We start from the raw sequence: 23,637 nt of genomic DNA on the forward strand, positions 1-23,637 counted from the left end.
ACGGCTCGAACATCTCCGCCGCGAAGTCCTCCAGATCACACCGGACCGCAGCCAACTCCTCACTCAGCACACCCGATCAACGACACGACCGATCAAGAAGACACGCCATCACAGACCGCACATGACCAAGCCCTACTAGGCAGCGAGCCCGTGACGCTCGCTTCTGCCGTCGCCCTGATCTCCACCTGCCTGCGGACGCTCCAGGCCCAGCAACTTCAGCAGGTCAGCCGTCACCACCCGGTAGGCGTTGCCGAGGCGCAACACCTTGACCGGGTACTCCCCCTGCTTAGCGAGTCCGTATCCCGTTGATCGGCCGATCATCAGCGCTCGGTTCGAGGTGTCGAGGTCGATCACGGCAGGGAGAGCAAGCAGCTCGTCGCCCGTCAGCCCTCGTGTCTCACGGGACGAATCGGATGCCGCCATGGTGCCCTCCTGGGAATATCTCGTGTCGCGGTGACGCCGTAGGTGTATCACGAAGTTGCAGCAGCACCTTCTAGTCTCTTAAAGTGTCACCATGACACCTGATCAATGGCCGACAGCGTTCACCGGTCGGATCGCACGGCGCCTGCGGGACTCCCGCAAGGCCGCCGGCCTCACGATGGCCGAGGTCGCTCAGGGCTGTGCCGACCGCGGCTTGCCGGAGTTCACCGAGCACTCGATGAAGAACCTGGAGTCCGGGCGTAAGACGAGCATCACCGTCGCGGAGGTCGTCGTGCTGGCTGCCGTCCTGAGTGTCCCGCCGGTGACTCTCCTCTTCCCGCTCGGGTCCTCAGCCACGGTCGAGGTCCTCCCCGGTCGTGAAGTCTCCACCTGGGATGCGGTCTCATGGTTCACGGGCGAGTCGCCCTTGGCCGAGCCCGCTCCCGAAGGCTCTGCTCGGGGCATCCTCGACCTCTTCCGTCAGCACGGTGACCTGGTGGCCGCCGCGATGTCTTCCCACTCCTTGGCCAGGGAGAGGCGACGGGCGGCCAGCACCACGCTGGACCGGGCCCGCAGAGCCACCCTCCTGCAGCGCGCCGAGGGCTACGAGGAGCACGCGTTCGAGGACTGTCAGGAACTGCGCACGTTCCGTGGTCGGATGCGTGACCGCGACCTGACCCCTCCGTCCCTGCCCGACGAGCTGGCCTTCGTCGACCAGCCCGAAACACCGACCCCCTCGGAGGACAGCGAGTGAAAAACGGCAACCTCATACGACGGTGCCGGTGCACGGACCCGAAGACCAAGAAGGAGTACGGCGCTTCCTGCCCCAAGCTCAAGTCTTCACGCCGACACGGCACCTGGACCGCCGTCCAGGAACTCGAACCCAACCAAAACGGCGACCGCAGGCGGTTCCGTCGTGGCGGCTTCGAGACCTCGACCAAGGCGCAGGAGGAGCTGGACAAGGTCCGTGCCCTCATGGCCATTCCTGAGGAGGACGACGCCTGGGGCAAGACCCAGATCAGCGACCTTCTGGAGAACTGCGTCAAGGACAAGGACCCGGTCCCGGACTACGACGACACCCGCCGCCGCTTCAAGACAGGGCAGTCCCTGAACTCCAAGGTCACCGTGGCGGAGTGGCTCGACACCTGGCTGGCGGGGCGTAAGCGTCTGCGGCGCGGTGGGGCGACCCGCTACGAGTGCGATATCCGCGTCCACCTGAAGCCGCATCTCGGGCACCTGCGCCTCGACAAGCTCCGCGTGCACCACATCGATTCGATGTTCGACGCGATCAACGAGCGCAACATCGAGATCCAGGAGCAGAACGCCCAGCGTCGCGTCGTGCGCGACGACCTCAAGGCCACGCCGAACAAGGGTGCCGAGAACCGTGCCCGGCGTCATTGGCTGCGTGCTCAGCTCGATGCGATGCCTCCCTTCCGGCGGATCACCGGCCTCAACACGCAGCCGCATATCCGGGACACCCTGCGCGCCGCGCTGAACGTCGCCATCGCCCAGCAGGTAATGCCCGCCTTCAACCCGGCGGCACACGTCGAGTTGCTGCCGGGCACGAAGCCGAAGGCGCTGGTCTGGAGCGACGAGCGCATCGCGCGCTGGAAAGAGACCGGCGAGAAGCCTTCGCCGATCATGGTCTGGACCCCCGAGCAGGCTGGCACATTCCTCGACTTCGTCGAGCAGGACCGGCTGTACGTGCTCTGGCGGATCATCGCTTTCCGAGGGACACGGCGCGGCGAAGGGTGCGGCGTCCGCTGGGAAGATCACTCGGCCAAGGCTCGCTCGCTCGCCATCGCCACCCAGCTCGTGCAGGACGGCTGGGAGGTCCACGAGGGTGCCCCTAAGACTGACAGCGGCTTTCGCCTGATCGCACTCGACGAGGAGACGAACCAGGACCTCCTATCTCACAAGGCCCGCCAGCAACGGGAACGGGAGGCATGGGGCGAGGGCTGGCAGGACACCGGTCGGATCTTCACCCAGGAGGATGGCTCCCTTCTTCACCCTGGCAAGGTCAGCGACCTTTTCGAGCGTCTGGTGGAAGCCGCTGGCCTTCCTCCGATCCGGCTCCACGATCTTCGCCACGTCGCAGCGACGCTGATGCTCGCCGCCGGGGTCGACATCAAGGTGGTCTCCGAAACGCTCGGCCACTCGGACACGCGGATCACCCGGGACATCTACCAGTCGGTTCTGGACGATCTCGCTCGTGACGCCGCCGAGAAGGTCGTGCAGCTCGTGCCGCACGCCCGGAGGCCCTTGGCTGCGGTGAAGGACGGGGAGTCGACGGCCTGTCCCCGCCGGCCCAGGATGACGCCTCCGCGCAAGAGCGACGAGGCCAAGGAAGAACGTTCCGCCTGATTCAGGCGTGAAGGAGCCCCGGTCAGCGGATATCTGACCGGGGCTCCGGCATGTGATGGACATCACTCAATAGTCACAGTGGCCCGCGAGTGATCGCATAGCGTGACTCTTTCCCTCCCCACGGACAGCCAATCCAGGCACGCTCCGCTTCGTGCGCGGCTCAATCGGCGTCCGCTGAACGGCCATGGGTGAGCCACCAGCCCATCGCCCTCCGTAGGCCCCAGCTCCGCTTCGCGCTCGAGCCGTTGCCGTCGCAGCCGAAGGTGGGACTCGGTGTCCGTGCGGCTAAACATGAAGAGGAATCCCTGGCAGCTACGCGGAAGTGTGCCGCCTGCCTCCTCGGCACACGACTTCAGGCCCCTGGACCTGACCGAAGCCTTCCCAGGCGGCGATGCCGGACGAAGGCTTGTAGGGATGGAACAACAACCAAGCTGCTGTCCGCCCGCACTCGTCGACACTCCCGGCCACCGCCGCTGCACGCCATTTGCACGTTTGGCCACCGGTCGGCCACCAGGGGCCGCCTGGCGGAGCCTCTGGGCTGACGCGCCGACAGGAATTAGGTCACGGAATGGAAAAAGCCCCAGGTCACGGCGAGTGAGTCCTGGGGCTAATCCGAGCCGCCTTCGGGATTCGAACCCGAGACCTACGCATTACGAGTGCGTTGCTCTGGCCAACTGAGCTAAGGCGGCGCGCCGTGTGCACCGTTGGTGCGATCAGCAGCGCAGCCAGTCTACACAGTCCCGAGGGGTGCTTCGTACACACCAGCGGTGGGGGTCTTCGGGCAGGTCAGGAGCACTTCTTGCCGTTGGCGGGGGGTGTGCCGTCGAGGAGGTACGTGTTGATCGCCGTGTCGATGCAGTCACTGCCCCGGCCGTACGCGGTGTGGCCGTCGCCGTTGTACGTGAGGAGCGTGCCGGAGGAGAGCTGGCCGGCCAGGGAGCGGGCCCACTTGTAGGGGGTGGCCGGGTCGCGGGTGGTGCCGACCACGACGATGGGGGCCGCACCCCTGGCCTCGATGCGGTGCGGTGAGCCGGTGGCCTTGGCGGGCCAGTAGGTGCAGTTCAGGGAGGCCCAGGCGAGGCCCTTGCCGAAGATCGGGGATGCCTTCTCGAAGGAGGGCAGCGCCTCGGCCACGGCTTCGGGGCCGTTGAAGGCGGGCGGGAGGTCCAGACAGTTGACGGCGGAGTTGGCGGCCATCAGATTGGCGTACGAGCCGTCGCTGTCCCGCTCGTAATAGGAGTCGGCGAGGGTGAGAAGGCCCGCACCGTCGTCGTTCATCGCGCCGGTCAGCGCCTGGCGGAGCTGCTGCCAGGCCGACTCGTCGTACATCGCGGCGATCACACCGGTCGTGGCGAGGGACTCGCCCAGCTCACGACTCTCGCCGGTCGGCACGGGCTTGGCGTCCAGCTTCGCGAAGAACGCCTTCATCCGGGTCGAGACCTCGGCCGGGGACTTCGTGTCGAAGGGGCAGTCGGTCTGTTTGACGCAGTCCTCGGCGAACGACCGGAAGGCCGTCTCGAAACCGGCGGTCTGGTCGCGGTTCAGCTCGCGGGCCGGGAGCGACGGGTCCATCGCGCCGTCGAGGACGAGGCGGCCGGTGTACCCGGGGAAGAGTTCCGCGTAGGTCGCGCCGAGGAAGGTGCCGTACGAGGCTCCGACGTACGACAGTTTCCGGTCGCCCAGGACGGCACGGAAGATGTCCATGTCGCGGGCCGTCTCGACCGTGGAGACATGCGGGAGGATCTCGCCGGAGCGCTTCTCGCAGCCCCGGGCGAAGTCCTTGAAGCCGTTCGTGAGCCGGGTGATCTCGGCCCGGTCGTCGGGGGTCTGGTCGAGCTGGGTGTAGGCGTCCATCTCCTTGCCGGTGAGGCATTCGACGGGCTCGCTGCGGGCAACGCCCCGCGGGTCGATCGCCGCCATGTCGTACCGGGCGCGGACCGGCGCGGGGTAGCCGATGCCCGCGTACGCCTGGAGGTAGCCGACGGCCGAGCCGCCGGGGCCGCCCGGGTTGACGAGGAGGGAGCCGAGGCGCTTGCCGGGTCCTGTGGCCTTCTTCCGGGACACCGCCAGGTCGATCTCGGTCCCGTCCGGCTTCTCGTAGTCGAGCGGCGCCTTCATCGTGGCGCACTGGAAGTCGGGAACTCCGCACGCGCGCCAGGTGAGCTTCTGGTCGTAGAACTTCTTCAGGGCGGCCGGATCCACGGACACCGTCCCCGCGGACGGTCCCGAGGGCGATCCCGAGTCCGATGCCTCGGCCGGCGAACCGCCCGAACCGCCGGAACTGCAACCGGAGATCAGCAGACCGGCCGACACGAACGCGACGGCGGAGACACGGAACAGACGCCTGGAATCCATTCGGGGAGCCTAGCCGCCCGGCCTCCGCGCCGCCCTCGGACCACTCATACGGACGAGTCCGTCTGTTCGTACGGCGGCCCGCTACGGGTCCGTACGAACCGGCCCGCGGCCAGTCCCCTCAGCCCGTCCTCAGCGACACCGCCATCGACTCCACCGCCAGCAGCGGCGCCACATTACGGTCCAGCGCCTGGCGGCAGGCGCCGATCGCCTCTATCCGGCGCAGGGTCCGCTCCGGGGTCGAGGCCCTGGCGATCCGGTCCAGCGAGTCCCGTACGTCGCCGTTGGCGAGCGCGACCCGCGAGCCGAGCTGGATGGCCAGCACATCCCGGTAGAACCCCGTCAGGTCGGTGAGCGCGAGGTCGAGGCTGTCCCGCTGCGTACGGGTGGAGCGCCGCTTCTGACGGTCGGCCAGATCCTTCATCACGCCCGCCGTACCCCGGGGCATCCGGCCGCCCGCCGAGGCACCGAGCGCCGCCTTCATGTCCTCCGTCTCCTTGACGTCGACATCCTCGGCGACCTGCTTGGCGTCCTCCGTCGCCGCGTCGATCAGCTCCTGGGCGGCCTTGAGGCACCCGCCGATGTCGTCCACCCGGAGCGGCATCTTGAGCACGGTGGACCGGCGGGCTCTCGCCCGCTCGTCGGTGGCGAGGCGACGGGCCCGGCCGATATGCCCCTGGGTCGCCCGAGCCGCGGCGTGGGCGGCCTCCGGCTCGATCCCGTCCCGTCTGATCAGGACGTCCGCGACCGCCTCCACGGGCGGGGTGCGCAGCACGAGATGGCGGCAGCGGGAGCGGATAGTGGGCAGCACGTCCTCCAGCGAGGGCGCGCAGAGCAGCCAGACCGTACGAGGAGCGGGCTCCTCCACCGCCTTCAGCAGCACGTTCCCGGCGCCCTCGGTGAGGCGGTCGGCGTCCTCCAGCACGATGACCTGCCAGCGCCCGACCGCCGGCGAGAGCTGTGCCCGGCGGACCAGCTCACGGGTGTCCTTGACACCGATGGAGAGCAGATCGGTACGGATCACCTCGACATCGGCGTGCGTCCCGATCAGGCTCGTATGACAGCCGTCGCAGAAGCCACAGCCCGGCTCACCGCCGTGCGCGCGGTCCGGGCTGGTGCACTGAAGGGCGGCGGCGAAGGCGCGGGCGGCGGTGGACCGCCCCGACCCCGGCGGCCCGGTGAACAGCCAGGCGTGCGTCATCCTCGACGCCTCGGGCGGCGCGGTGCCCGAGGCGATGGCCGTCACCAGCCCGTCGGCGTCCCGCGCGGCGGCGGCGAGCGTCACCTGAACACGGTCCTGCCCGACCAGCTCGTCCCATACGGTCATGTGCCGTCACCCGCCTTCGTGCCGTGTGCTCTCAAGCCCTGTGGTCCCGGCCGTCCGCGCAGGGGTGCCCAAGGGCGCCCCTGCCGTGCGGCTCGGATTCCATTGTGGGGCCGGGGTCTGACAATCCGGCCCGACCGAAGGACCTGAAGGCCCGAAGGCCCCTGGAAGCACCTGGCCGCAGCCGGGGATCCGGATGATCCGCAGCCGGATCCGGAGAGCCCTCAGATCCGGCGCCCGCCCAGGCCCCCGTCGCCGTCGTCGCGCCGACCGAGCAGTTCGTCGGCCAGGGTCGGGAGGTCGTCCAGCGGAGTCTCCTCCGCCCAGTCCGACCGCCGGCGCGGACGCCGGGGCCCTTCGGTGCCCGGTCCTGTGACGTAGGGGCCGGCGGCGTTCGGGCCGCCGATCCGAGGCAGTTCCCGGGTCCGCTCGTTGACGCCCTCGGCGCGGTTCGGCGGAGCGTCGTCGCGGAAGATGCCGCGCGGCACCCGGTCGGCCGGATCCCCGGTCCGTACGGGCGGCAGCACGGCGGTCTCATCAGCCGCCCGCGCGTCCCGTGCGTCCCGCGTGCCTCCGGTGTCCCGTACCTCCCCGGGCGCCCGCTTCCCCGTACCGCCGGAGCCCTTCGGCTCGTCCCGTACCGGCGGGAGCACCGTCGTCTCGTCGGCGTCCCGGTCGGCCCGGTCGCGTACGGGCGGGAGCACCGTCGTCTCGTCAACGCTCCGGTCGGCCCGGTCCCGTACCGGCGGGAGCACCGTCGTCTCGTCAACGCTCCGGTCGGCCCGGTCGCGTACGGGCGGGAGCACCGCCGTCTCGTCAACGCTCCGGTCGGCCCGGTCCCGTACCGGCGGGAGCACCGCCGTCTCCGCCGCGTCCGGACCAGCGCCCGTGCCCGTGTCGGCGCCCGGCCTCGGCCTCAGGTCCTCGGGGCGTACTACCGGGACCTCCTGCGTCACATCGTCCGGATCGGCCACCGGCGGCCGGACGACCGGCGTGGGCACCGTGATCTCGGCCGGTGAGACCTCCGCCGAAGCCGAAGCAGCAACCGCAGCAGCGGCCTCCTCCTCGGCGACCCGCCGCGCCTCCTCCGCCCGGAGCAGCGCCTCCTCCGCCTTGCGCTGCTTCTCGCGGCGCCGCTCCTCCGCCTCGGCGCGCAGCCTGGCCTCTTCCTGGGCCTGCTTCCTCAGCCGTTCCTGCTCCGCCTCGTGCGCCCGCTCCTCGGCCTCGCGGCGGAGGCGCTCCTCCTCGGCCTTCCTGCGCTCCTCCTCGGCGCGCAGCCTGGCCTCCTCCGCCTGCCGCTCGGCCTCACGCTGCCGCGCCTCCTCCAGCTCGCGGCGCTTGCGCTCCTCCTCCTCGGCCCGGAGCTTGGCCAGCTGCGCCTCGCGCTCGCGTGCCAGCCGCTCCTCCTCCGCCTTGCGCGCGGCCTCTTCCTCTGCCTTGCGGCGGGCTTCCTCGATGGCGGCCCGCCGCGCCTCCTCGCGGGCCGCGATCTCGGCCTCGGAGAGCGGCAGCAGCTGGTCGAGCCGGTGGCGTACGACCGTGGTGACCTCTTCCGGCTCCTGCGCCGCGTCCACGACGAGATAGCGGGTCGGGTCGGCGGCGGCCAGGGTCAGAAAGCCGGACCGTACCCGCTGGTGGAACTCGGCGGGCTCGGACTCCAGCCGGTCCGGCGCCTCCGTGAAGCGCTCGCGCGCCGCTTGCGGGGAGACGTCGAGCAGCACGGTCAGATGCGGTACGAGACCACCGGTCGCCCAGCGGTTGATGCGGGCGATCTCGGTCGGCGAGAGGTCCCGGCCCGCGCCCTGGTAGGCCACGGAGGAGTCGATGTAGCGGTCGGAGATGACGATCGCGCCACGCTCCAGCGCCGGACGCACGACCGAGTCGACGTGCTCGGCGCGGTCGGCCGCGTACAGCAGCGCCTCCGCGCGGTTCGACAGACCGGCGCTCGACACGTCCAGCAGGATCGAGCGCAGCCGCTTGCCGATCGGGGTGGCGCCCGGCTCGCGGGTGACCACCACTTCGTGGCCCTTGGCGCGGATCCAGCTCGCGAGCGCCTCCACCTGCGTGGACTTGCCCGCGCCGTCGCCGCCCTCCAGCGCGAGGAAGAATCCGGTCGCGGCCGGGAGCTGCGCCGGGTCGGCGCCGCCGCGCACCGCGTCGCGCAGATCGCGGCGCAGCGGCACGCCTGACCGGTCGTCCGTCTTGGCGAGGACGACCGCCGCCAGGGGCAGCAGCAGCGCGCCCACCAGCATCAGCGTGAACGCCGCGCCGTCGTGCGCGAACACGAACGTACCGCTGGCGAGGCGGTGCGGGCCGATGGCCGCGGCGACGAGGGGGGCGATGACCACGCCGAGCGCGACGAAGACCCTGACAACGGCGTGCAGGTGTTCGGTGACTCTCTGACGACGATAGTCCTCTGTCTCCACGTCGATAAGAGCGTGTCCAGTATTCGCCACCACCCCGGCCGCGAAGCCGGTGAACAGCGCGATGAACAGCACCGTCGCCGTGTCCGGCACCAGCCCCAGGGCCAGCAGCGCGACGCCCGTGACCGCGATGGCCAGCGCGAACAGCCGGCGCCTGGAGAGCGCGGGCAGCACCTTGGCCGCGCCGCGGATACCGAGCGCCGTACCGCCGGTCAGCGCGAGGACGAGCAGGGCGAAGGCGACGGGACCACCGTCGAGGTCCTTGGCCTGGAGTACGGAGACGGCCACGGCGGCCGAGACCGCTCCGGCGATGGCCCCGCAGGCCAGGACGAGCAGCGGCACCACGCCCGTACGGCCCTTGTCGCGCCCGCCGTCGCCGCCGCCCGCCGAAGGGCTGCGCAGCCCTTCGAGCGGGGAGCGCGGCCGGGGCGTGGCACCGTCGGGCAGGTGCAGGAAGTAGAGGGTGGAGACCGACGCGGCGAACAGCCCGGCCGCGACATACGAGCCGAGCGCCGCCTGATGCAGCGAGAACCAGTCGACGCCCGTCCCCAGCAGATCGCTGATCACCATCGCGACCAGCAGGACCCCGGCCGCGCCGGGCACGGAGAGGAAGGTCGTACGGAGGGACAGCCGGCGCAGCGCGTCGAGGTGGTCCGGCAGCGGGCGCACCGCGTCGCCCTCCAGCGGCGGGGCCGGCAGCAGCGCGGGGGCCGCGCTCTCCTTGGCGACCGTCCAGAAGCGTTCCGCGACGCCGAGCACGAAGACCGTGCCGAGGAGGATCGGAAGAGCGCGGCCGGGCGTCCAGTCGAGCCACAGCGGCGCGATCATGAGCAACAGGAGACGGAGTACGTCGGCGACGATCATGGTCCAGCGCCGGTCCAGCGGCCCGCCGTCCCGGTCCGCGCCCCCGGACTTCCCGGTCTTGCCATCGGATTTACCGAACTTACCCAGCTTGCCCGACTTGCCCGGCTTCTCCGCCTTCACCAGCACCACGGCCCCGGCGGCCTTCCCGCCGCCGGTCCGCGGCGCGATCAGCGCCGACAGCGGCCCGAGAAGCACCGCCCCGAACAGCAGCGTGGCAAGGATCCGCGCGCCGAACACAGCGGCGACGGCGAACGCCGCGCCCCGGTAACCGGCACCGAACGCATCCTCGGCGAGCGCCGCCTGCAACGTCAGCAGCAGAAGTACGAGAATGGCGAGCACGTCGCCGACCCCGCCGACGAGCTGGGCACCCCACAGCCGCCGCATCGGGGCGAGGCGCAGCAAGGACCGTACGGCACGCTCTCTTGAGTCTGCGGCGAGTGCGCCGGAATCGGTGGAGTCGGAGGTGGGGCTCACGACCGTTGGCTGCTCGGCTCGCGTCATCCGCCCAGCCTATCCGCAGCGGCGGGCTCCCCGGGTCCCCGCTCGAACGTACGAACCAGGCGGGAAGGCCGAAGGCCCGGCAGCACCACGGCTCCGGGCCTCCGATCCCTCCTCGTACGTACGCGTCGCTACTCGCCGCTCTTGGCAGCCGCCGTGGTCTTCTTGGCGGCCGTCGTCTTCTTCACGGCAGTCTTCTTCACGGCTGCCGTCGTCTTCGCTGCCGTCGTCTTCGCTGCCGTCTTCTTGGCCGCCGTCGTCGCCTTCTTCGCCGGGGCCTTCTTCGCCGGGGCCTTCTTGGCGGGCGCCTTCTTCGCGGTCTTCTTGGCCGGGCCCTTCGCGCGCTTCTCCGCGAGCAGCTCGTACCCCCGCTCGGGAGTGATCGACTCGACGCTGTCGTCGGTCCGCAGCGTCGCGTTCGTCTCGCCGTCGGTGACGTACGGACCGAACCGCCCGTCCTTCACCACGACCGGGCGCTCGCTCACCGGGTCCGTGCCCAGCTCCTTCAGCGGCGGCTTGGCCGCGGCCCGGCCGCGCTGCTTGGGCTGGGCGTAGATCGCCAGCGCCTCTTCCAGCGTGATGTCGAAGAGCTGGTCCTCACTGGTCAGCGACCGCGAGTCCGTGCCCTTCTTCAGATACGGGCCGTACCGGCCGTTCTGCGCGGTGATCTCGACGCCCTCGGCGTCCGCGCCGACCACGCGCGGCAGCGACATCAGCTTGAGCGCGTCGGCGAGCGTGACCGTGTCCAGGGACATGGACTTGAAGAGCGAGGCGGTCCGCGGCTTGACCGCGTTCTTGCCGGTCTTCGGGGTACCGTCCGGCAGGATCTCGGTCACGTACGGGCCGTACCGGCCGTCCTTGGCCACGATCTGGTGGCCGCTGACCGGGTCGGCGCCCAGCTCGAAGTCGCCGCTGGGCTTGGCCAGCAGCTCCTCCGCGTACTGGACCGTCAGTTCGTCGGGGGCCAGCTCCTCCGGTACATCGGCGCGCTGGTGGCCCTCCGCGTCCTTCTCGCCGCGCTCGACGTACGGGCCGTACCGCCCGACGCGCAGCATGATCCCGTCGCCGACGGGGAACGAGGAGATCTCCTTGGCGTCGATCGCGCCGAGGTCCGTGACGAGTTCCTTGAGGCCGCCGAGGTGGTCCCCGTCGCCGTTGCCCGCGCTCGACGCTGCGCCCGCGCGGTCGTCGCCCTCGCCGAAGTAGAAACGCTTCAGCCACGGCACGGCCTGGGCCTCGCCCTGCGCGATGCGGTCGAGGTCGTCCTCCATCTTGGCCGTGAAGTCGTAGTCGACCAGCCGGCCGAAGTGCGTCTCCAGCAGGTTGACGACGGCGAAGGAGAGGAACGACGGGACGAGCGCCGTGCCCTTCTTGAAGACATAGCCGCGGTCGAGGATGGTGCCGATGATCGAGGCGTACGTCGACGGGCGGCCGATCTCGCGCTCTTCCAACTCCTTGACCAGCGAGGCTTCGGTGTAGCGGGCCGGCGGCTTGGTGGCGTGGCCGTCGACGGACAGTTCCTCGGCGGACAGCGCGTCGCCCTCGGCGACCTGCGGCAGCCTGCGCTCGCGGTCGTCCAGCTCGGCGTTCGGGTCGTCCGCGCCTTCGACGTACGCCTTCATGAAGCCATGGAAGGTGATCGTCTTGCCGGAGGCGGAGAATTCCACGTCCCGGCCGTCGCTCGACGCGCCGCCGATCTTGACGGTGACGCTGTTGCCGACCGCGTCCTTCATCTGGGAGGCGACGGTCCGCTTCCAGATCAGCTCGTACAGCCGGAACTGGTCGCCGGTCAGCCCGGTCTCCGCCGGGGTGCGGAAACGATCACCCGAAGGACGGATCGCCTCGTGCGCCTCCTGGGCGTTCTTGACCTTCCCGGCGTACGTACGCGGCTTCTCCGGCAGATAACTCGCGCCGTACAACTGCGTGACCTGGGCACGGGCCGCCGAGATGGCCGTGTCCGAGAGGGTCGTGGAGTCCGTACGCATATAGGTGATGAAGCCGTTCTCGTACAGCTTCTGCGCCACCTGCATCGTCGACTTCGCCCCGAAGCCCAGCTTGCGCGAGGCCTCCTGCTGGAGGGTCGTCGTACGGAAGGGCGCGTACGGGGAGCGGCGGTACGGCTTGGACTCGACCGACCGTACGGAGAAGGAGGCGTTCTCCAGGGCCGCGGCCAGCGCGCGGGCGTTCGCCTCGTCCAGGTGCAGCACCTGGCCGGACTTGAGCCGGCCGTCCGAGCCGAAGTCGCGGCCCTGGGCGACCCGCCGCCCGTCGACCGAGTTGAGCCGGGCGACCAGTGAGGACGGGTCGGACGGATCTCCGGCGCGCCCCGTGGAGAACGTACCGGTCAGGTCCCAGTACTCGGCGGAGCGGAAGGCGATGCGCTCGCGCTCCCGCTCGACGACGAGCCGGGTGGCCACGGACTGGACGCGGCCCGCGGAGAGGCCGCGCATGACCTTCTTCCAGAGGACCGGCGACACCTCGTACCCGTACAGCCGGTCGAGGATCCTGCGGGTCTCCTGGGCGTCGACCATGCGCGTGTTCAGCTCGCGCGGATTGGCGACGGCGGCCCGGATCGCGTCCTTGGTGATCTCGTGGAAGACCATCCGGTGGACGGGGACCTTGGGCTTGAGGACTTCCTGGAGGTGCCACGCGATGGCTTCGCCCTCGCGGTCCTCATCGGTGGCGAGATAGAGCTCGTCGGACTCGGCCAGCAGCTCCTTGAGCTTTCTGACCTGGGCCTTCTTATCGGCGTTGACGACATAGATCGGCTGGAAGTCGTTATCGACATCCACGCCGAGACGGCGCACCTCGCCGGTGTACTTCTCGGGCACCTCGGCGGCGCCGTTCGGGAGGTCACGGATATGCCCGACGCTCGCCTCGACGACATAGCCAGGGCCGAGGTAGCCCTTGATCGTCTTCGCCTTGGCAGGCGACTCGACGATCACGAGTCGGCGGCCGCCGTGTGCGGTCTCGCTGGTCGGGGACAACTTCGCTCTTCTCTCCGGTCGACGCTCGGTGGGCCCGTACGGCAGTACGGCAGTGCGGCACGGCGGGGACCTGGCACGGCCCAGCGGTGACGCTGCTTCGCTGCGGAGTGTGACGGTACAACCCGCCCCCGTGTCAAACGGCAAAGCCCGCAACAGCCCCTCGAACCGTAACCCGACTCCAGCCGTTCCCGCCGCCCGGACCCCCGGGCCCGTCGCGTCGGGCCGTCCCGGAGGGGATTCCGCACGGTGTCCCGGCGCGGCTCCCCGGGCGGGCCGCCGCGACCCGTCCGACGCAGGTCCGGGGCGGTGGCGGCGCCGGATCGCAGGCCGTGGCGATCATCGTCCGGACGTTCCGGTACGGCGGGGCGGCGGGTGGCTCAGATACGTCCGAAGCACCACACGCCCAGGGCGAGAAAGACCACGCCCGAGAGTGTCGCCAGCGTGATGGAGACCGCGGGCCCGACCCCATGGGCGACCGGGGCGCGGTGCAGGACCCGCGCCCCCGTCCACAGCAGCAGCACGGCACCGAACAGTGTGAACACCGTGCCCGCGAAGATCGCCGGTCCGCTCTCCATAACCGCGCCCCGTTCGTCCGGGCCCCCTCGCGGGGAGCCGAGAATCCAGGAGGCCGAGGCTGACACCCCGGGGAGTCACCGGCGCGAACCCGGGGTGAACGCCACGCGCCCGTTCACCCGATGGCAGCCACGCGTCCGCCGCTCCCCCGCGTCGGCCCCGGGGTACGGACCTCGCGTACGCCTCGGGGACGGGCCTCGCGTACGCCTCGGGGTGTGCCCGCTCAACGAGGCGCCGGTGCCGGTGCCAGGAAGCCCTCCTCCACCAGCAGCCGGATCGCCTGCGGCGTACGGTCGCGGAGCAGCACCGCGTCCTCCCCCATCAGCTGGGCGATCGCGTCCAGAATCCGCCCGGCGCTCAGGGTCCCGTCGCAGACCCCGGCGAACCCGGCCCCGACCGCGTCGACCTTTGTCGCCCTGCGCATGCCCCGGTTCTGACGGAGCACCACATGCTCGGGATCCTCCGCGCCGGGCAGCCCGACCTGCTCCTGGACCACCTCTGGCGCCAGGACGAAGTGGCCCGCGAGCAGCGCCGCGTCGTCGTGCGTCCGCAGGAAGTCCTGCCGCGCGAAATGAGCCCGGACGGTCTCCCCGAGCGGCTGCTCCACCGGGTGCGGCCACTCCTCCACGATCACGGAGGGCCGCTCGGCGTCCGTCTTCCTGAGCGTGATCCAGCCAAAGCCGACCGCCTTGGTCCTGCGGGCCTCGAACTCGTCCAGCCAGGCTTCGTACCGCGCCGCGTACGCCTCCGGAGCGCGCTGGTGGTCGCCGCTGTCGCGCAGCCACAGCTCGGCGTACTGCGTCACGTCCTGCACCTCGCGCTGCACGATCCAGGCGTCGCAGCCGCGCGGCACCCAGGAGCGCAGCCGGTCCTGCCACTCCTCCCCCTCGACGTGCTGCCAGTTGGCGAGGAAGTGCGCGAACCCGCCCCGGCTCAGCCGGGCCCCCGTCTGCTGGACGAGCGTGCGGCACAGGTCGTCGCCGCCCATCCCGCCGTCCCGGTAGGTCAGTCGGGCGCCGGGGGAGATGACGAACGGCGGGTTCGAGACGATCAGGTCGTACGTCTCGTCCCCGGCCGGCTCGAACAGGGAGCCCTCGCGCAACTCGGCGGCGGGCGCGCCGGAGAGTGCCAGGGTCAGCCGGGTGAAGCCGAGCGCCCGCGGGTTCAGATCGGTGGCGGTGACCCGGGTGGCGTGCTGGGCCGCGTGCAGGGCCTGGATGCCGGAGCCGGTGCCGATGTCGAGCGCCCTGCCGACCGCCGTACGGACGGTGAGCCCGGCCAGGGTCGTCGAGGCGCCGCCGACTCCGAGCACCACGCCCTCGCCCTGGCCGCTCGCCCCCGAGGCGCCGCCGACCGCGCACCCCAGGTCGGAGACGATGAACCAGTCCTGCCCCTCGGGTCCGCCGTACGGCCGGACGTCCACCGTGGCGCGGATCGAGCGCTCGTCCCGCACGACCCAGCCGCTCTCCAGCGCCTCGGCGAGCGGCAGCGCGGCGGCGGCGCGCTCCTCGGGGACGGGGCTCTGGAGCAGGAAGAGCCGTACGAGCGCTTCGAGCGGGGTGTCGCCGCGGGTGGCGCGCAGCGCGGGCACGGTCTCACTGCGGGCCAGCGCGGCATAGGCGGGCGCACCGAGCAGGTCGAGCAGGCCGTCGGCGGTGAAGTCGGCGGCGAGCAGGGCCTCGCGGAGTCGGGGCGCGTGGTCGGGCGTGGGAAGGCTGGTCGTACTCACCCGCCCATTGTGGCGGGTCCCACTGACAACGGCCCGCGGCCCGGTCCCCGTCGGGGGAGCCGGGCCGCGGAAGTCAGGTCCGAGAGCGTCCGAGAGCGGATGCCGTGAGCCGTCGCGCCGGATGGGGGCGCGGTGCCGTGGCGGGGGTTACGACTGGCCACCCGCCGCCGGGGCGCCGGAACCGCCCGCCGTGGCGGACGGCTTCTGGCAGCCGGGCTGCTTCGCCATCGCCTTGCCGACATCGCCGGACTGGAGCCGCTGGAGCGCCTGGTCACCGCTCTTGCTGAGCTTCTCCAGCTCGTCCGCGACGCCCTTGAGACCGTCGGCGAAGTTCGCCTGGTCCTTGATGTCGAGCGCGTCGACCTTCGTCTTGAGGCCCGCGTACGCCGTCGAGGTGGCGTTCAGCTCCTTGACGGCCTCCGGCTGGGTGGTCCCGCCGTCCTTTCCGGGCGGGGGTCCGGCGCTGTTCACCGCGGCGCCCAGCGACTTGTACGCCTCGGAGATGGCCTGGAAGGCGGCGGAGTCGGCCTTCTGGACGTCAGCGGGCTTGCTGCTGTCCGAGGTCGCCTGCTGGATGGAGGTATTGGCGCTCGCGATCTTGGTCAGCTGGGGCTGAACCTGGTCACAGACCTTCTTGGCCCAGTCGTTGACCTTGCTGTCGCTGTCGTCGCTGCTACTGCAACCGGACAGCGCCATGAGCAGTACCGCACCGCCGGACAGCGCGGCCACAAGCTTCTTGTTCACCGGATGGGTCCCTTCCAAGGCTCTCGGCCCCGGAACATACACGCCGGGCGGACGGCAACCAGGTGCCGGGCGTCCGATCGATGGGTTATTGCAGCCATTTGCACCAGGGGAGAGACGCCTCACGCCCGTCTCGCGTTCGCGTCGGGCGGAACGCGAGACGGCCGACCGGTATTTTCCCTTATTGATCAATCACCGATCGAGGAATGACGCATCACATCCCTCGATGATGTGATTTTCATCTACGTCATGACCGTATCGTCTTCCACCACGACCGCGCGCCGTTTCGAGACATACACCGCGCCGACGATGACGCCGAGGGCGAGCACCACCACCAGCGCCCGGACGGCGGCGTTCGCGTCGGCCCCGTAACTGAACCGCACGACCGCCGGGGCGATGAGCAGCGCCACCAGGTTCATCACCTTCAGCAGCGGGTTGATGGCGGGACCCGCCGTGTCCTTGAACGGATCGCCGACCGTGTCCCCGATGACCGTCGCGGCATGCGCGTCGCTCCCCTTGCCGCCGTGGTGACCGTCCTCGACGAGCTTCTTGGCGTTGTCCCAGGCGCCACCGGAGTTGGTGAGAAAGACCGCCATCAGCGTGCCGGTGCCGATCGCCCCGGCCAGGAACGAGCCGAGCGCCCCGACGCCGAGCGAGAAGCCCACGGCGATCGGTGTGAGCACGGCGAGCAGCCCCGGAGTGGCCAGCTCCCGCAGCGCGTCCTTGGTACAGATGTCGACGACACGGCCGTACTCCGGCTTCTCCGTGTAGTCCATGATCCCGGGGTGCTCGCGGAACTGCCGCCGCACCTCGTAGACCACCGCCCCGGCCGACCGGGACACCGCGTTGATAGCCAGCCCGGAGAAGAGGAAGACGACCGCGGAGCCGAGGATCAGCCCCACCAGGTTGTTGGGCTGGGAGATGTCCAGACTGAGCGTCAGCTCCCCCGCCCGCGCCCCCACCTCCCCGACCGCCGTGGCGATGGCGTCGCGGTACGAGCCGAAGAGCGCCGCCGCCGCGAGCACCGCCGTGGCGATGGCGATGCCCTTCGTGATCGCCTTCGTGGTGTTGCCCACCGCGTCCAGGTCGGTGAGCACCTGCGCGCCCGCGCCCTGGACATCGCCGGACATCTCGGCGATGCCCTGGGCGTTGTCGGAGACCGGGCCGAAGGTGTCCATGGCGACGATGACACCGACGGTGGTGAGCAGCCCGGTGCCCGCGAGTGCCACCGCGAAGAGGGCGAGCATGATCGATGTACCACCCAGCAGGAACGCCCCGTACACCGCCAGCCCGATCAGCAGCGCGGTGTAGACCGCGGACTCCAGACCGATGGCGATGCCCGCGAGCACCACCGTGGCGGGGCCGGTCAGCGCCGACTTGCCGATGTCCCTGACCGGGCGTCGGGTGGTCTCGGTGAAGTAGCCGGTGAGCTGCTGGATCAGCGCCGCGAGCACGATGCCGATGGCGACCGCGAGCAGCGCCAGCACCCGCGGATCGCCGCTGTGGCCGAGGATCGCCGGGTCGGTGACCCCGTCCAGCGCGGCGTAGGAGGACGGCAGGTAGACGAAGACCGCCACGGCCACCAGCACGAGCGAGATCACCGCGGAGATGAAGAACCCGCGGTTGATGGCGCTCATCCCGCTGCGGTCGGTACGTCTCGGGGCGACCGCGAAGATGCCGATCATCGCGGTGACCACCCCGATCGCGGGAACGATCAGCGGGAAGGCGAGTCCGAGGTCCCCGAACGCCGCCTTGCCGAGGATGAGCGCGGCGACCAGCGTCACGGCGTACGACTCGAAGAGGTCGGCCGCCATGCCCGCGCAGTCCCCGACGTTGTCGCCCACGTTGTCGGCGATGGTCGCGGCGTTGCGCGGATCGTCCTCGGGGATGCCCTGTTCCACCTTGCCGACCAGATCGGCGCCGACGTCCGCCGCCTTGGTGAAGATACCGCCGCCGACCCGCATGAACATGGCGATCAGCGCGGCGCCGAGACCGAACCCCTCCAGCACCTTGGGCGCGTCGGCTGCGTAGACGAGGACCACGCAGGAGGCGCCGAGCAGGCCGAGGCCCACCGTGATCATGCCGACCACACCGCCCGTACGGAAGGCGATTCTCATGGCTCGGTGGGAAACCTCGGTCAGATCCTTTTCCGGTTCGCCCTCGGCAGGCGTCGCCGCCCGCGCCGCCGCGGCCACCCGCACATTGCTGCGTACGGCGAGACGCATGCCGATGTAACCGGTGGCCGCCGAAAATCCCGCACCCACCAGGAAGAAGAGCGAACGCCCGGCGCGCTGCGACCAGTTGTCGGCCGGCAGCGCCATCAGCAGAAAGAACACCACAACGGCGAAAACGCCGAGGGTACGCAACTGCCGGGCCAGATAGGCATTCGCGCCCTCCTGCACAGCGGCCGCGATCTCTTTCATCGAATCGGTGCCCTCGTCGGCAGCCAGCACCTGACGTACCAGCAGCTGGGCGACGACCAGGGCGGCCAGCGCCACAACGGCGACGGCGATCACGATCAGCCGGTTGTCGTCCGTGAGTACCACGGCAGCGAGAGAGGTGGGGTGCTCGGACAGTTGTGGATCGAAGTATCCCGCCATTCGTCCTCCTTGACGCTCAGCGTTCAGGATGGACGGATTGTAGGGAGCGAAAGACGATCAAAACACCGGTGCGCCACAAGTAATCCGGAAGCGAACGGAAAATGACCCGATAAAAGACCCGATAAAAATCCGGGGAAGAACCTTGGCAAGATCCGGATAAGCCCGGCGAGGGAAGCCCGGCGACGACCCGGGAGAGATCCGGGAGAGATCCGGTAAAACAAGAAAGACCCTGCTCGGCAGGGCCTTTCCGGTGAATGGATCACCCATTCGAGTCAATTCATGAGGGGGCGGTCGCGATGGTCGGCCAGCTCATCCGGATCACACCGCCGTCGTCGCCCGAGGTGACTTCCACATCGTCGACGAGTCCGCTGATGACCGCGAGCCCCATCTCGTCCTCGCCCTCGGCGTCGCCGTCGTAGGAATCGCCCGAGGAGGCTCCCCCACCGCCGTCCGAGGTCCCGGCGCCACCACTGCCCGCGCCGGTCACCCCGTCGCCGACCTCGATGGAGAACGCCTTCTCCTCCTCGATCAGCGCGACTCTCACCGGGGCGGTGATGCCATGGCTGCGATGCAGGCCGACAGCCCGGCTGCATGCCTCGCCGACCGCGAGTCTGACCTCGTCCAACACAGCTTCGTCGACGCCTGCCCGGCGCGCCACGGCGGCCGCCACCAGACGGGCCGTCCTGACGTGTTCGGGCTGGGCACTGAAGCGGAGTTCAACGGTGGCCATGCGATCCCCCTCGAACGTATGAGCGTGCAAACTCGGGCGGGGGCACCCGGGCGGAACGCCCGGTGCCTCTGCCTCTCTTCCGGAAGACCGCCACCGACCTCAGTCGGTGGCCGATACGGCCTCGTCGACCGTCTGGTGAATCGGGAACACCTTGGTCAGACCGGTGATCCGGAAGATCTTGAGAATGCGTTCCTGGTTGCAGACCAGACGCAGCGAACCATCATGGGCACGCACACGCTTCAGCCCACCGACGAGCACACCGAGACCCGTCGAGTCCAGGAAGTCCACGCCCTCCATGTCGACTACCAGGTGGTAGCAGCCGTCGTTCACCAACTCGACCAACTGCTCGCGCAGCTTGGGCGCGGTATACACATCAATCTCGCCACCGACCTCGACGACCATACGGTCGCCACCAGGGCCGGACACATTGCGAGTCGACAGGGACAGGTCCACGGATCCTCCAGCACCTTGCTATCGAGCGGTCGCCCCTCGGGTCTCCCCGACGGAGCCAGGGGACGTATCGCCAGCCGCGATGGCATTCAATCACTTACCGGCAGTCATGTACGACGCCTTCGGACCATTGTCCGTCACACCAGTGACAGACTCGGTGCCGATGGCCAGGAATCACCGCGCCGGTGGACCCCCGCAGAGCGGGGGCAACCGGCCCTCTCCCCGTATCGTCCTCGACCGGCTCGCCACGGGGGCGGACCGTGCTGCGCGCATCACCCATACGGAGCACCTGCCCCCGCGAGAGGGTCGTCATGCGGTCTGGCCCGATCGCATCCGCGCGGAAGTGATCAACGCCATTCAACGGGCCGGGATCGACCATCCGTGGACCCATCAGGCGACCGCCGCCGAGCATGCCCTGGACGGCGAGTCCGTCGTCATCGCCACCGGCACCGCCTCCGGGAAGTCCCTGGCCTACCTCGCCCCCGTACTCACCACGCTCCTCGACGGCTCGGAAGCGCCCAACGGCCGGGGCACGACCGCGCTCTACCTCGCCCCGACGAAGGCCCTCGCCGCCGACCAGTGCCGCGCCGTCAAGGCCCTCGCGGCCCCGCTCGGCAACCGGGTGCGCCCCGCCGTCTACGACGGCGACACCCCCGTCGAGAAGCGCGAATGGGTCCGGCAGTACGCCAACTACGTGCTGACCAACCCGGACATGCTGCACCGGGGCATACTCCCGTCCCACCCCCGCTGGGCCTCCTTCCTGCGCTCCCTGCGCTATGTCGTCATCGACGAGTGCCACACCTACCGGGGCGTCTTCGGCTCGCACGTCGCCCAGGTGCTGCGCCGGCTCCGCCGCGTCTGCGCCCGTTACGGGTCAGACCCGGTCTTCCTCCTCGCCTCCGCCACCGCCGCCGCCCCCGCGGCGGCGGCCGGCCGTCTCACCGGACTGCCCGTCCACGAGGTCGCCGACGACGCCTCCCCGCGCGGCGAGCTGGTCTTCGCCCTCTGGGAGCCCCCGCTCACCGACCTGACCGGCGAGAAGGGCGCCCCCGTCCGCCGCTCCGCGACCGCGGAGACCGCCGACCTCCTCACCGACCTGACCGTCCAGGGCGCCCGTACGGTCGCCTTCGTACGGTCCCGGCGCGGCGCCGAACTCGTCGCCGTCATCGCCCAGGAACGCCTGGCCGAGGTGGACCACGCCCTGGCCCGCCGCGTCGCCGCCTATCGCGGCGGCTACCTCCCCGAGGAACGCCGCGCCCTGGAGACCGCCCTGCACTCCGGCGAGCTCCTCGGCCTCGCCGCCACCACCGCCCTGGAGCTGGGCATCGACGTCTCGGGGCTGGACACCGTCCTGATCGCCGGCTACCCCGGGACCCGCGCCTCCCTGTGGCAGCAGGCGGGCCGCGCGGGCCGCTCCGGGCAGGGTGCGCTGGCCATCCTGATCGCCCGGGACGATCCGCTGGACACCTTCCTCGTCCACCACCCCGAGGCCCTGTTCCAGCAGCCCGTCGAATCCACCGTCCTCGACCCTGACAACCCGTATGTCCTCGCCCCCCATCTGTGCGCCGCCGCCGCCGAACTTCCCCTCACCGAGGACGATCTGCCCCTCTTCGGCCCGGCCGCCCCCGGGCTGCTCCCGCAGCTGGAGACCGCCGGACTGCTGCGCCGCCGCGCCTCCGGCTGGTACTGGACCCGCCGCGAACGGGCCGCCGACCTGGCCGACATCCGGGGTGAGGGCGGCCGTCCCGTCCAGATCGTCGAGGCGGACACGGGCCGGTTGCTGGGCACCGTCGACGAACCCGCCTCCCACGCCTCCGTCCACGAGGGCGCCGTCCACCTCCACCAGGGCCGCACCTATCTGGTGCGCGAGCTGAACCTCACGGATTCCGTCGCCCTGGTCGAGGAGGCGAACCCGCCGTACTCCACCACCGCCCGCGACACCACCGCCCTCTCCGTCCTCGAAACCGACACCGAGGTCCCCTGGGGCGACGGGCGCCTCTGCTTCGGCTCCGTCGAGGTCACCCACCAGGTCGTCTCCTTCCTCCGCCGCAGACTCATCACCGGCGAAGTGCTCGGCGAGAGCAGACTCGATCTGCCACCACGCACCCTGCGCACCCGAGCCGTGTGGTGGACGGTCACCGAGGACCAGCTCGACGCGGCCCGCGTCAACCCCGAGCAGCTGGGCGGCGCGCTGCACGCCGCCGAACACGCCTCCATCGGCATGCTGCCGCTCTTCGCCACCTGCGACCGCTGGGACATCGGCGGCGTCTCCGTCCCCCTCCACCCGGACACCCTGCTGCCGACGGTCTTCGTGTACGACGGCCACCCCGGCGGGGCCGGGTTCGCGGAGCGGGCCTTCCGGACCGCCCGCGAGTGGCTCACCGCCACCCGTGAGGCCATCGCCTCCTGCGAGTGCGAGGCGGGCTGCCCGTCCTGTGTCCAGTCACCCAAGTGCGGCAACGGCAACGAACCCCTGCACAAGCGCGGCGCCGTACAGCTGCTGACCGAGCTGCTCAGGTCGGCGCCCGGGACTCCCGGACCGGAGGCGGGACGGGCTCCGGAGCCTGCTCGGACCACGGGCCCGCCCGCGCCCTGACCGTGGGCGTGTACGGTCCGAAGGCCACCCGCGCCGTGACGTCCGCGATCTGCCCGCTCAGCGCGCAGCGCACCACCTCCGCCCCCTGGGCCGCCGCCACCCCGGCCGCCCGGCCACAGGCCGCGGCAGGCCCCAGGAGCGCGTGATCGGCCGCGGCGAGGGCCGCCAGGTCCGCCGCGGCGCCCGCCCGGTGCCGTACGACGACCGCCTGCCCCATGGCGAGCACCACCGCGAACACCGCGCACATCGCGGCCGCCGCCAGGGCCACCCATACCGTCGCCGACCCCCGGTCCCGGGTCATGGCGCGAACTCCGCGGCCCCCGGCCCACCGGCGTCCGCGACCGGGATGTCCTCCGCGGGCGCCACCGCCTCCGCCGTGAGCGTCAGGGCCAGCGCGCCGGGCCCCGGCGTGGGCGCCTCCACCCGCACCCGCCACAGACCGTCCGTACGCCCCAGGACGACCCTGGCGCCTGCCGGGGCCGCCGAACGGGCGGCGGCCACCGCGAGGGCCCGTGGCTCCGATCTGGCGGCCGCTCTCGCGCCCGCTCTCGCCGCGTCCACGCACTGGATCTGTGCGGAGGCCGCCGTCAGCGCCCAGACCAGGGCCATCGTGAACACCACCAGCGCCGGCACCGCCACGGCGGCCTCCGCCGTCACGGACCCCCGATCCGCCTCAGAACTGCGCATCGAGCGCCTTCCCGATCATCGACTGCAACGCGCCCGAGACCGCCCCGCTCGTCACCACCTTGTAGAGCACCGCCGCGAACGCGCAGGCGGCGATGGTGCCCATCGCGTACTCGGCCGTTGTCATTCCCGTATCGGTACGCACCCGGCGCAGCCACCCGCGCCGCGTTCGCCGGGTCCACATCCGTGTCGTCATCCACATGCCGGTCTCCCCGCAGAAATAGCCGAAATGAGCTGAATGAAGCTGGTCGAAAGAGAAGTTGAAAGGGAAGTTGAAAGAGGAATCGTTCAAGACACCGCCG

At 70.6% G+C, this 23,637-nt stretch carries 17 protein-coding genes and 1 tRNA gene; 3 read left to right on the forward strand and 15 right to left on the reverse strand.

The genetic code is table 11. The annotated features are described in order from the left end of the window. Nucleotides 1–135: 135 nt before the first annotated feature. Entirely contained in the window at nt 136–423 is a 288-nt protein-coding gene (locus ACIP8W_RS22810; protein ID WP_402204370.1) for a hypothetical protein, read from the reverse strand. Between the two features lie 91 nt (nt 424–514). On the opposite strand from ACIP8W_RS22810, the gene ACIP8W_RS22815 reads away from it, so the two are divergent. Both ACIP8W_RS22815 and ACIP8W_RS22820 read left to right on the forward strand, forming a co-directional pair. Further along, nucleotides 515–1,174: a helix-turn-helix domain-containing protein gene (locus tag ACIP8W_RS22815; RefSeq protein ID WP_402204372.1), complete on the forward strand. Its 660-nt coding sequence runs from the start codon at nt 515–517 to the stop codon at nt 1,172–1,174. Further along, complete coding sequence (locus ACIP8W_RS22820) at nt 1,171–2,784, forward strand: tyrosine-type recombinase/integrase (protein ID WP_402204374.1); 1,614 nt, start codon at nt 1,171–1,173, stop codon at nt 2,782–2,784. Before ACIP8W_RS22815 ends, ACIP8W_RS22820 begins: the two co-directional genes overlap by 4 nt. Before the next feature lie 615 nt (nt 2,785–3,399). On the opposite strand, the gene ACIP8W_RS22825 is transcribed toward ACIP8W_RS22820, so the two are convergent. The 11 genes from ACIP8W_RS22825 to ACIP8W_RS22875 all read right to left on the reverse strand — a co-directional run bounded on the left by ACIP8W_RS22825 (nt 3,400) and on the right by ACIP8W_RS22875 (nt 20,058). Continuing rightward, nucleotides 3,400–3,473 (reverse strand) — tRNA-Thr (locus ACIP8W_RS22825). A 97-nt stretch (nt 3,474–3,570) separates the two neighbouring features. After that, complete coding sequence (locus ACIP8W_RS22830; RefSeq protein WP_402204376.1) at nt 3,571–5,139, reverse strand: alpha/beta hydrolase; 1,569 nt, start codon at nt 5,137–5,139, stop codon at nt 3,571–3,573. 118 nt (nt 5,140–5,257) lie between these two features. After that, on the reverse strand, nt 5,258–6,463 hold the full coding sequence (locus ACIP8W_RS22835) for a DNA polymerase III subunit delta' (protein WP_402204378.1): 1,206 nt from the start codon (nt 6,461–6,463) through the stop codon (nt 5,258–5,260). 221 nt (nt 6,464–6,684) lie between these two features. Then, nucleotides 6,685–10,248, reverse strand: coding sequence for a dTMP kinase (tmk, locus tag ACIP8W_RS22840; RefSeq protein ID WP_402204379.1), 3,564 nt, complete (start codon nt 10,246–10,248; stop codon nt 6,685–6,687). Between the two features lie 128 nt (nt 10,249–10,376). Next, the gene (gene topA, locus ACIP8W_RS22845; RefSeq protein ID WP_402150441.1) at nt 10,377–13,232 is read right to left on the reverse strand and encodes a type I DNA topoisomerase; all 2,856 of its coding nucleotides are present in this window, start codon (nt 13,230–13,232) and stop codon (nt 10,377–10,379) included. A gap of 377 nt (nt 13,233–13,609) precedes the next feature. Beyond that, nucleotides 13,610–13,807, reverse strand: coding sequence for a hypothetical protein (locus ACIP8W_RS22850; protein ID WP_401955506.1), 198 nt, complete (start codon nt 13,805–13,807; stop codon nt 13,610–13,612). Nucleotides 13,808–14,028: 221 nt separating this feature from the next. Continuing rightward, nucleotides 14,029–15,534, reverse strand: coding sequence for a methyltransferase (locus tag ACIP8W_RS22855; RefSeq protein WP_402204382.1), 1,506 nt, complete (start codon nt 15,532–15,534; stop codon nt 14,029–14,031). 147 nt (nt 15,535–15,681) lie between these two features. Then, nucleotides 15,682–16,278, reverse strand: coding sequence for a small secreted protein (locus tag ACIP8W_RS22860; protein WP_401955504.1), 597 nt, complete (start codon nt 16,276–16,278; stop codon nt 15,682–15,684). 239 nt (nt 16,279–16,517) lie between these two features. After that, nucleotides 16,518–18,875, reverse strand: a complete 2,358-nt coding sequence (locus ACIP8W_RS22865; RefSeq protein ID WP_402150438.1) for a sodium-translocating pyrophosphatase — start codon at nt 18,873–18,875, stop codon at nt 16,518–16,520. A gap of 277 nt (nt 18,876–19,152) precedes the next feature. Beyond that, nucleotides 19,153–19,605: an ATP-binding protein gene (locus ACIP8W_RS22870; protein ID WP_401955502.1), complete on the reverse strand. Its 453-nt coding sequence runs from the start codon at nt 19,603–19,605 to the stop codon at nt 19,153–19,155. A 99-nt stretch (nt 19,606–19,704) separates the two neighbouring features. Beyond that, complete coding sequence (locus ACIP8W_RS22875) at nt 19,705–20,058, reverse strand: STAS domain-containing protein (protein WP_401955501.1); 354 nt, start codon at nt 20,056–20,058, stop codon at nt 19,705–19,707. A 79-nt stretch (nt 20,059–20,137) separates the two neighbouring features. Between ACIP8W_RS22875 and ACIP8W_RS22880 the strand changes: the two genes are divergently transcribed. Then, nucleotides 20,138–22,651, forward strand: coding sequence for a DEAD/DEAH box helicase (locus tag ACIP8W_RS22880; protein WP_402204384.1), 2,514 nt, complete (start codon nt 20,138–20,140; stop codon nt 22,649–22,651). Here the strand turns inward: ACIP8W_RS22880 and ACIP8W_RS22885 are convergent. From ACIP8W_RS22885 to ACIP8W_RS22895, 3 genes are read right to left on the reverse strand one after another with little or no spacing between them, the layout of a single operon-like run. Then, entirely contained in the window at nt 22,569–22,952 is a 384-nt protein-coding gene (locus tag ACIP8W_RS22885) for an Rv3654c family TadE-like protein (RefSeq protein WP_401955499.1), read from the reverse strand. The two genes, ACIP8W_RS22880 and ACIP8W_RS22885, sit on opposite strands and share 83 nt — an antisense overlap. Beyond that, nucleotides 22,949–23,338 carry a TadE family type IV pilus minor pilin gene (locus ACIP8W_RS22890; RefSeq protein ID WP_401955498.1) on the reverse strand — a complete coding sequence of 130 codons (390 nt, stop codon included), beginning with the start codon at nt 23,336–23,338 and terminating at the stop codon, nt 22,949–22,951. The genes ACIP8W_RS22885 and ACIP8W_RS22890 overlap by 4 nt, the downstream gene beginning before the upstream one ends. Continuing rightward, on the reverse strand, nt 23,325–23,519 hold the full coding sequence (locus tag ACIP8W_RS22895; protein WP_401955529.1) for a DUF4244 domain-containing protein: 195 nt from the start codon (nt 23,517–23,519) through the stop codon (nt 23,325–23,327). Before ACIP8W_RS22895 ends, ACIP8W_RS22890 begins: the two co-directional genes overlap by 14 nt. Nucleotides 23,520–23,637: the final 118 nt, after the last annotated feature.

Origin of the sequence: Streptomyces sp. NPDC088554 (assembly GCF_044752945.1) — a bacterium.
In the GTDB taxonomy this organism is placed as follows: domain Bacteria; phylum Actinomycetota; class Actinomycetes; order Streptomycetales; family Streptomycetaceae; genus Streptomyces.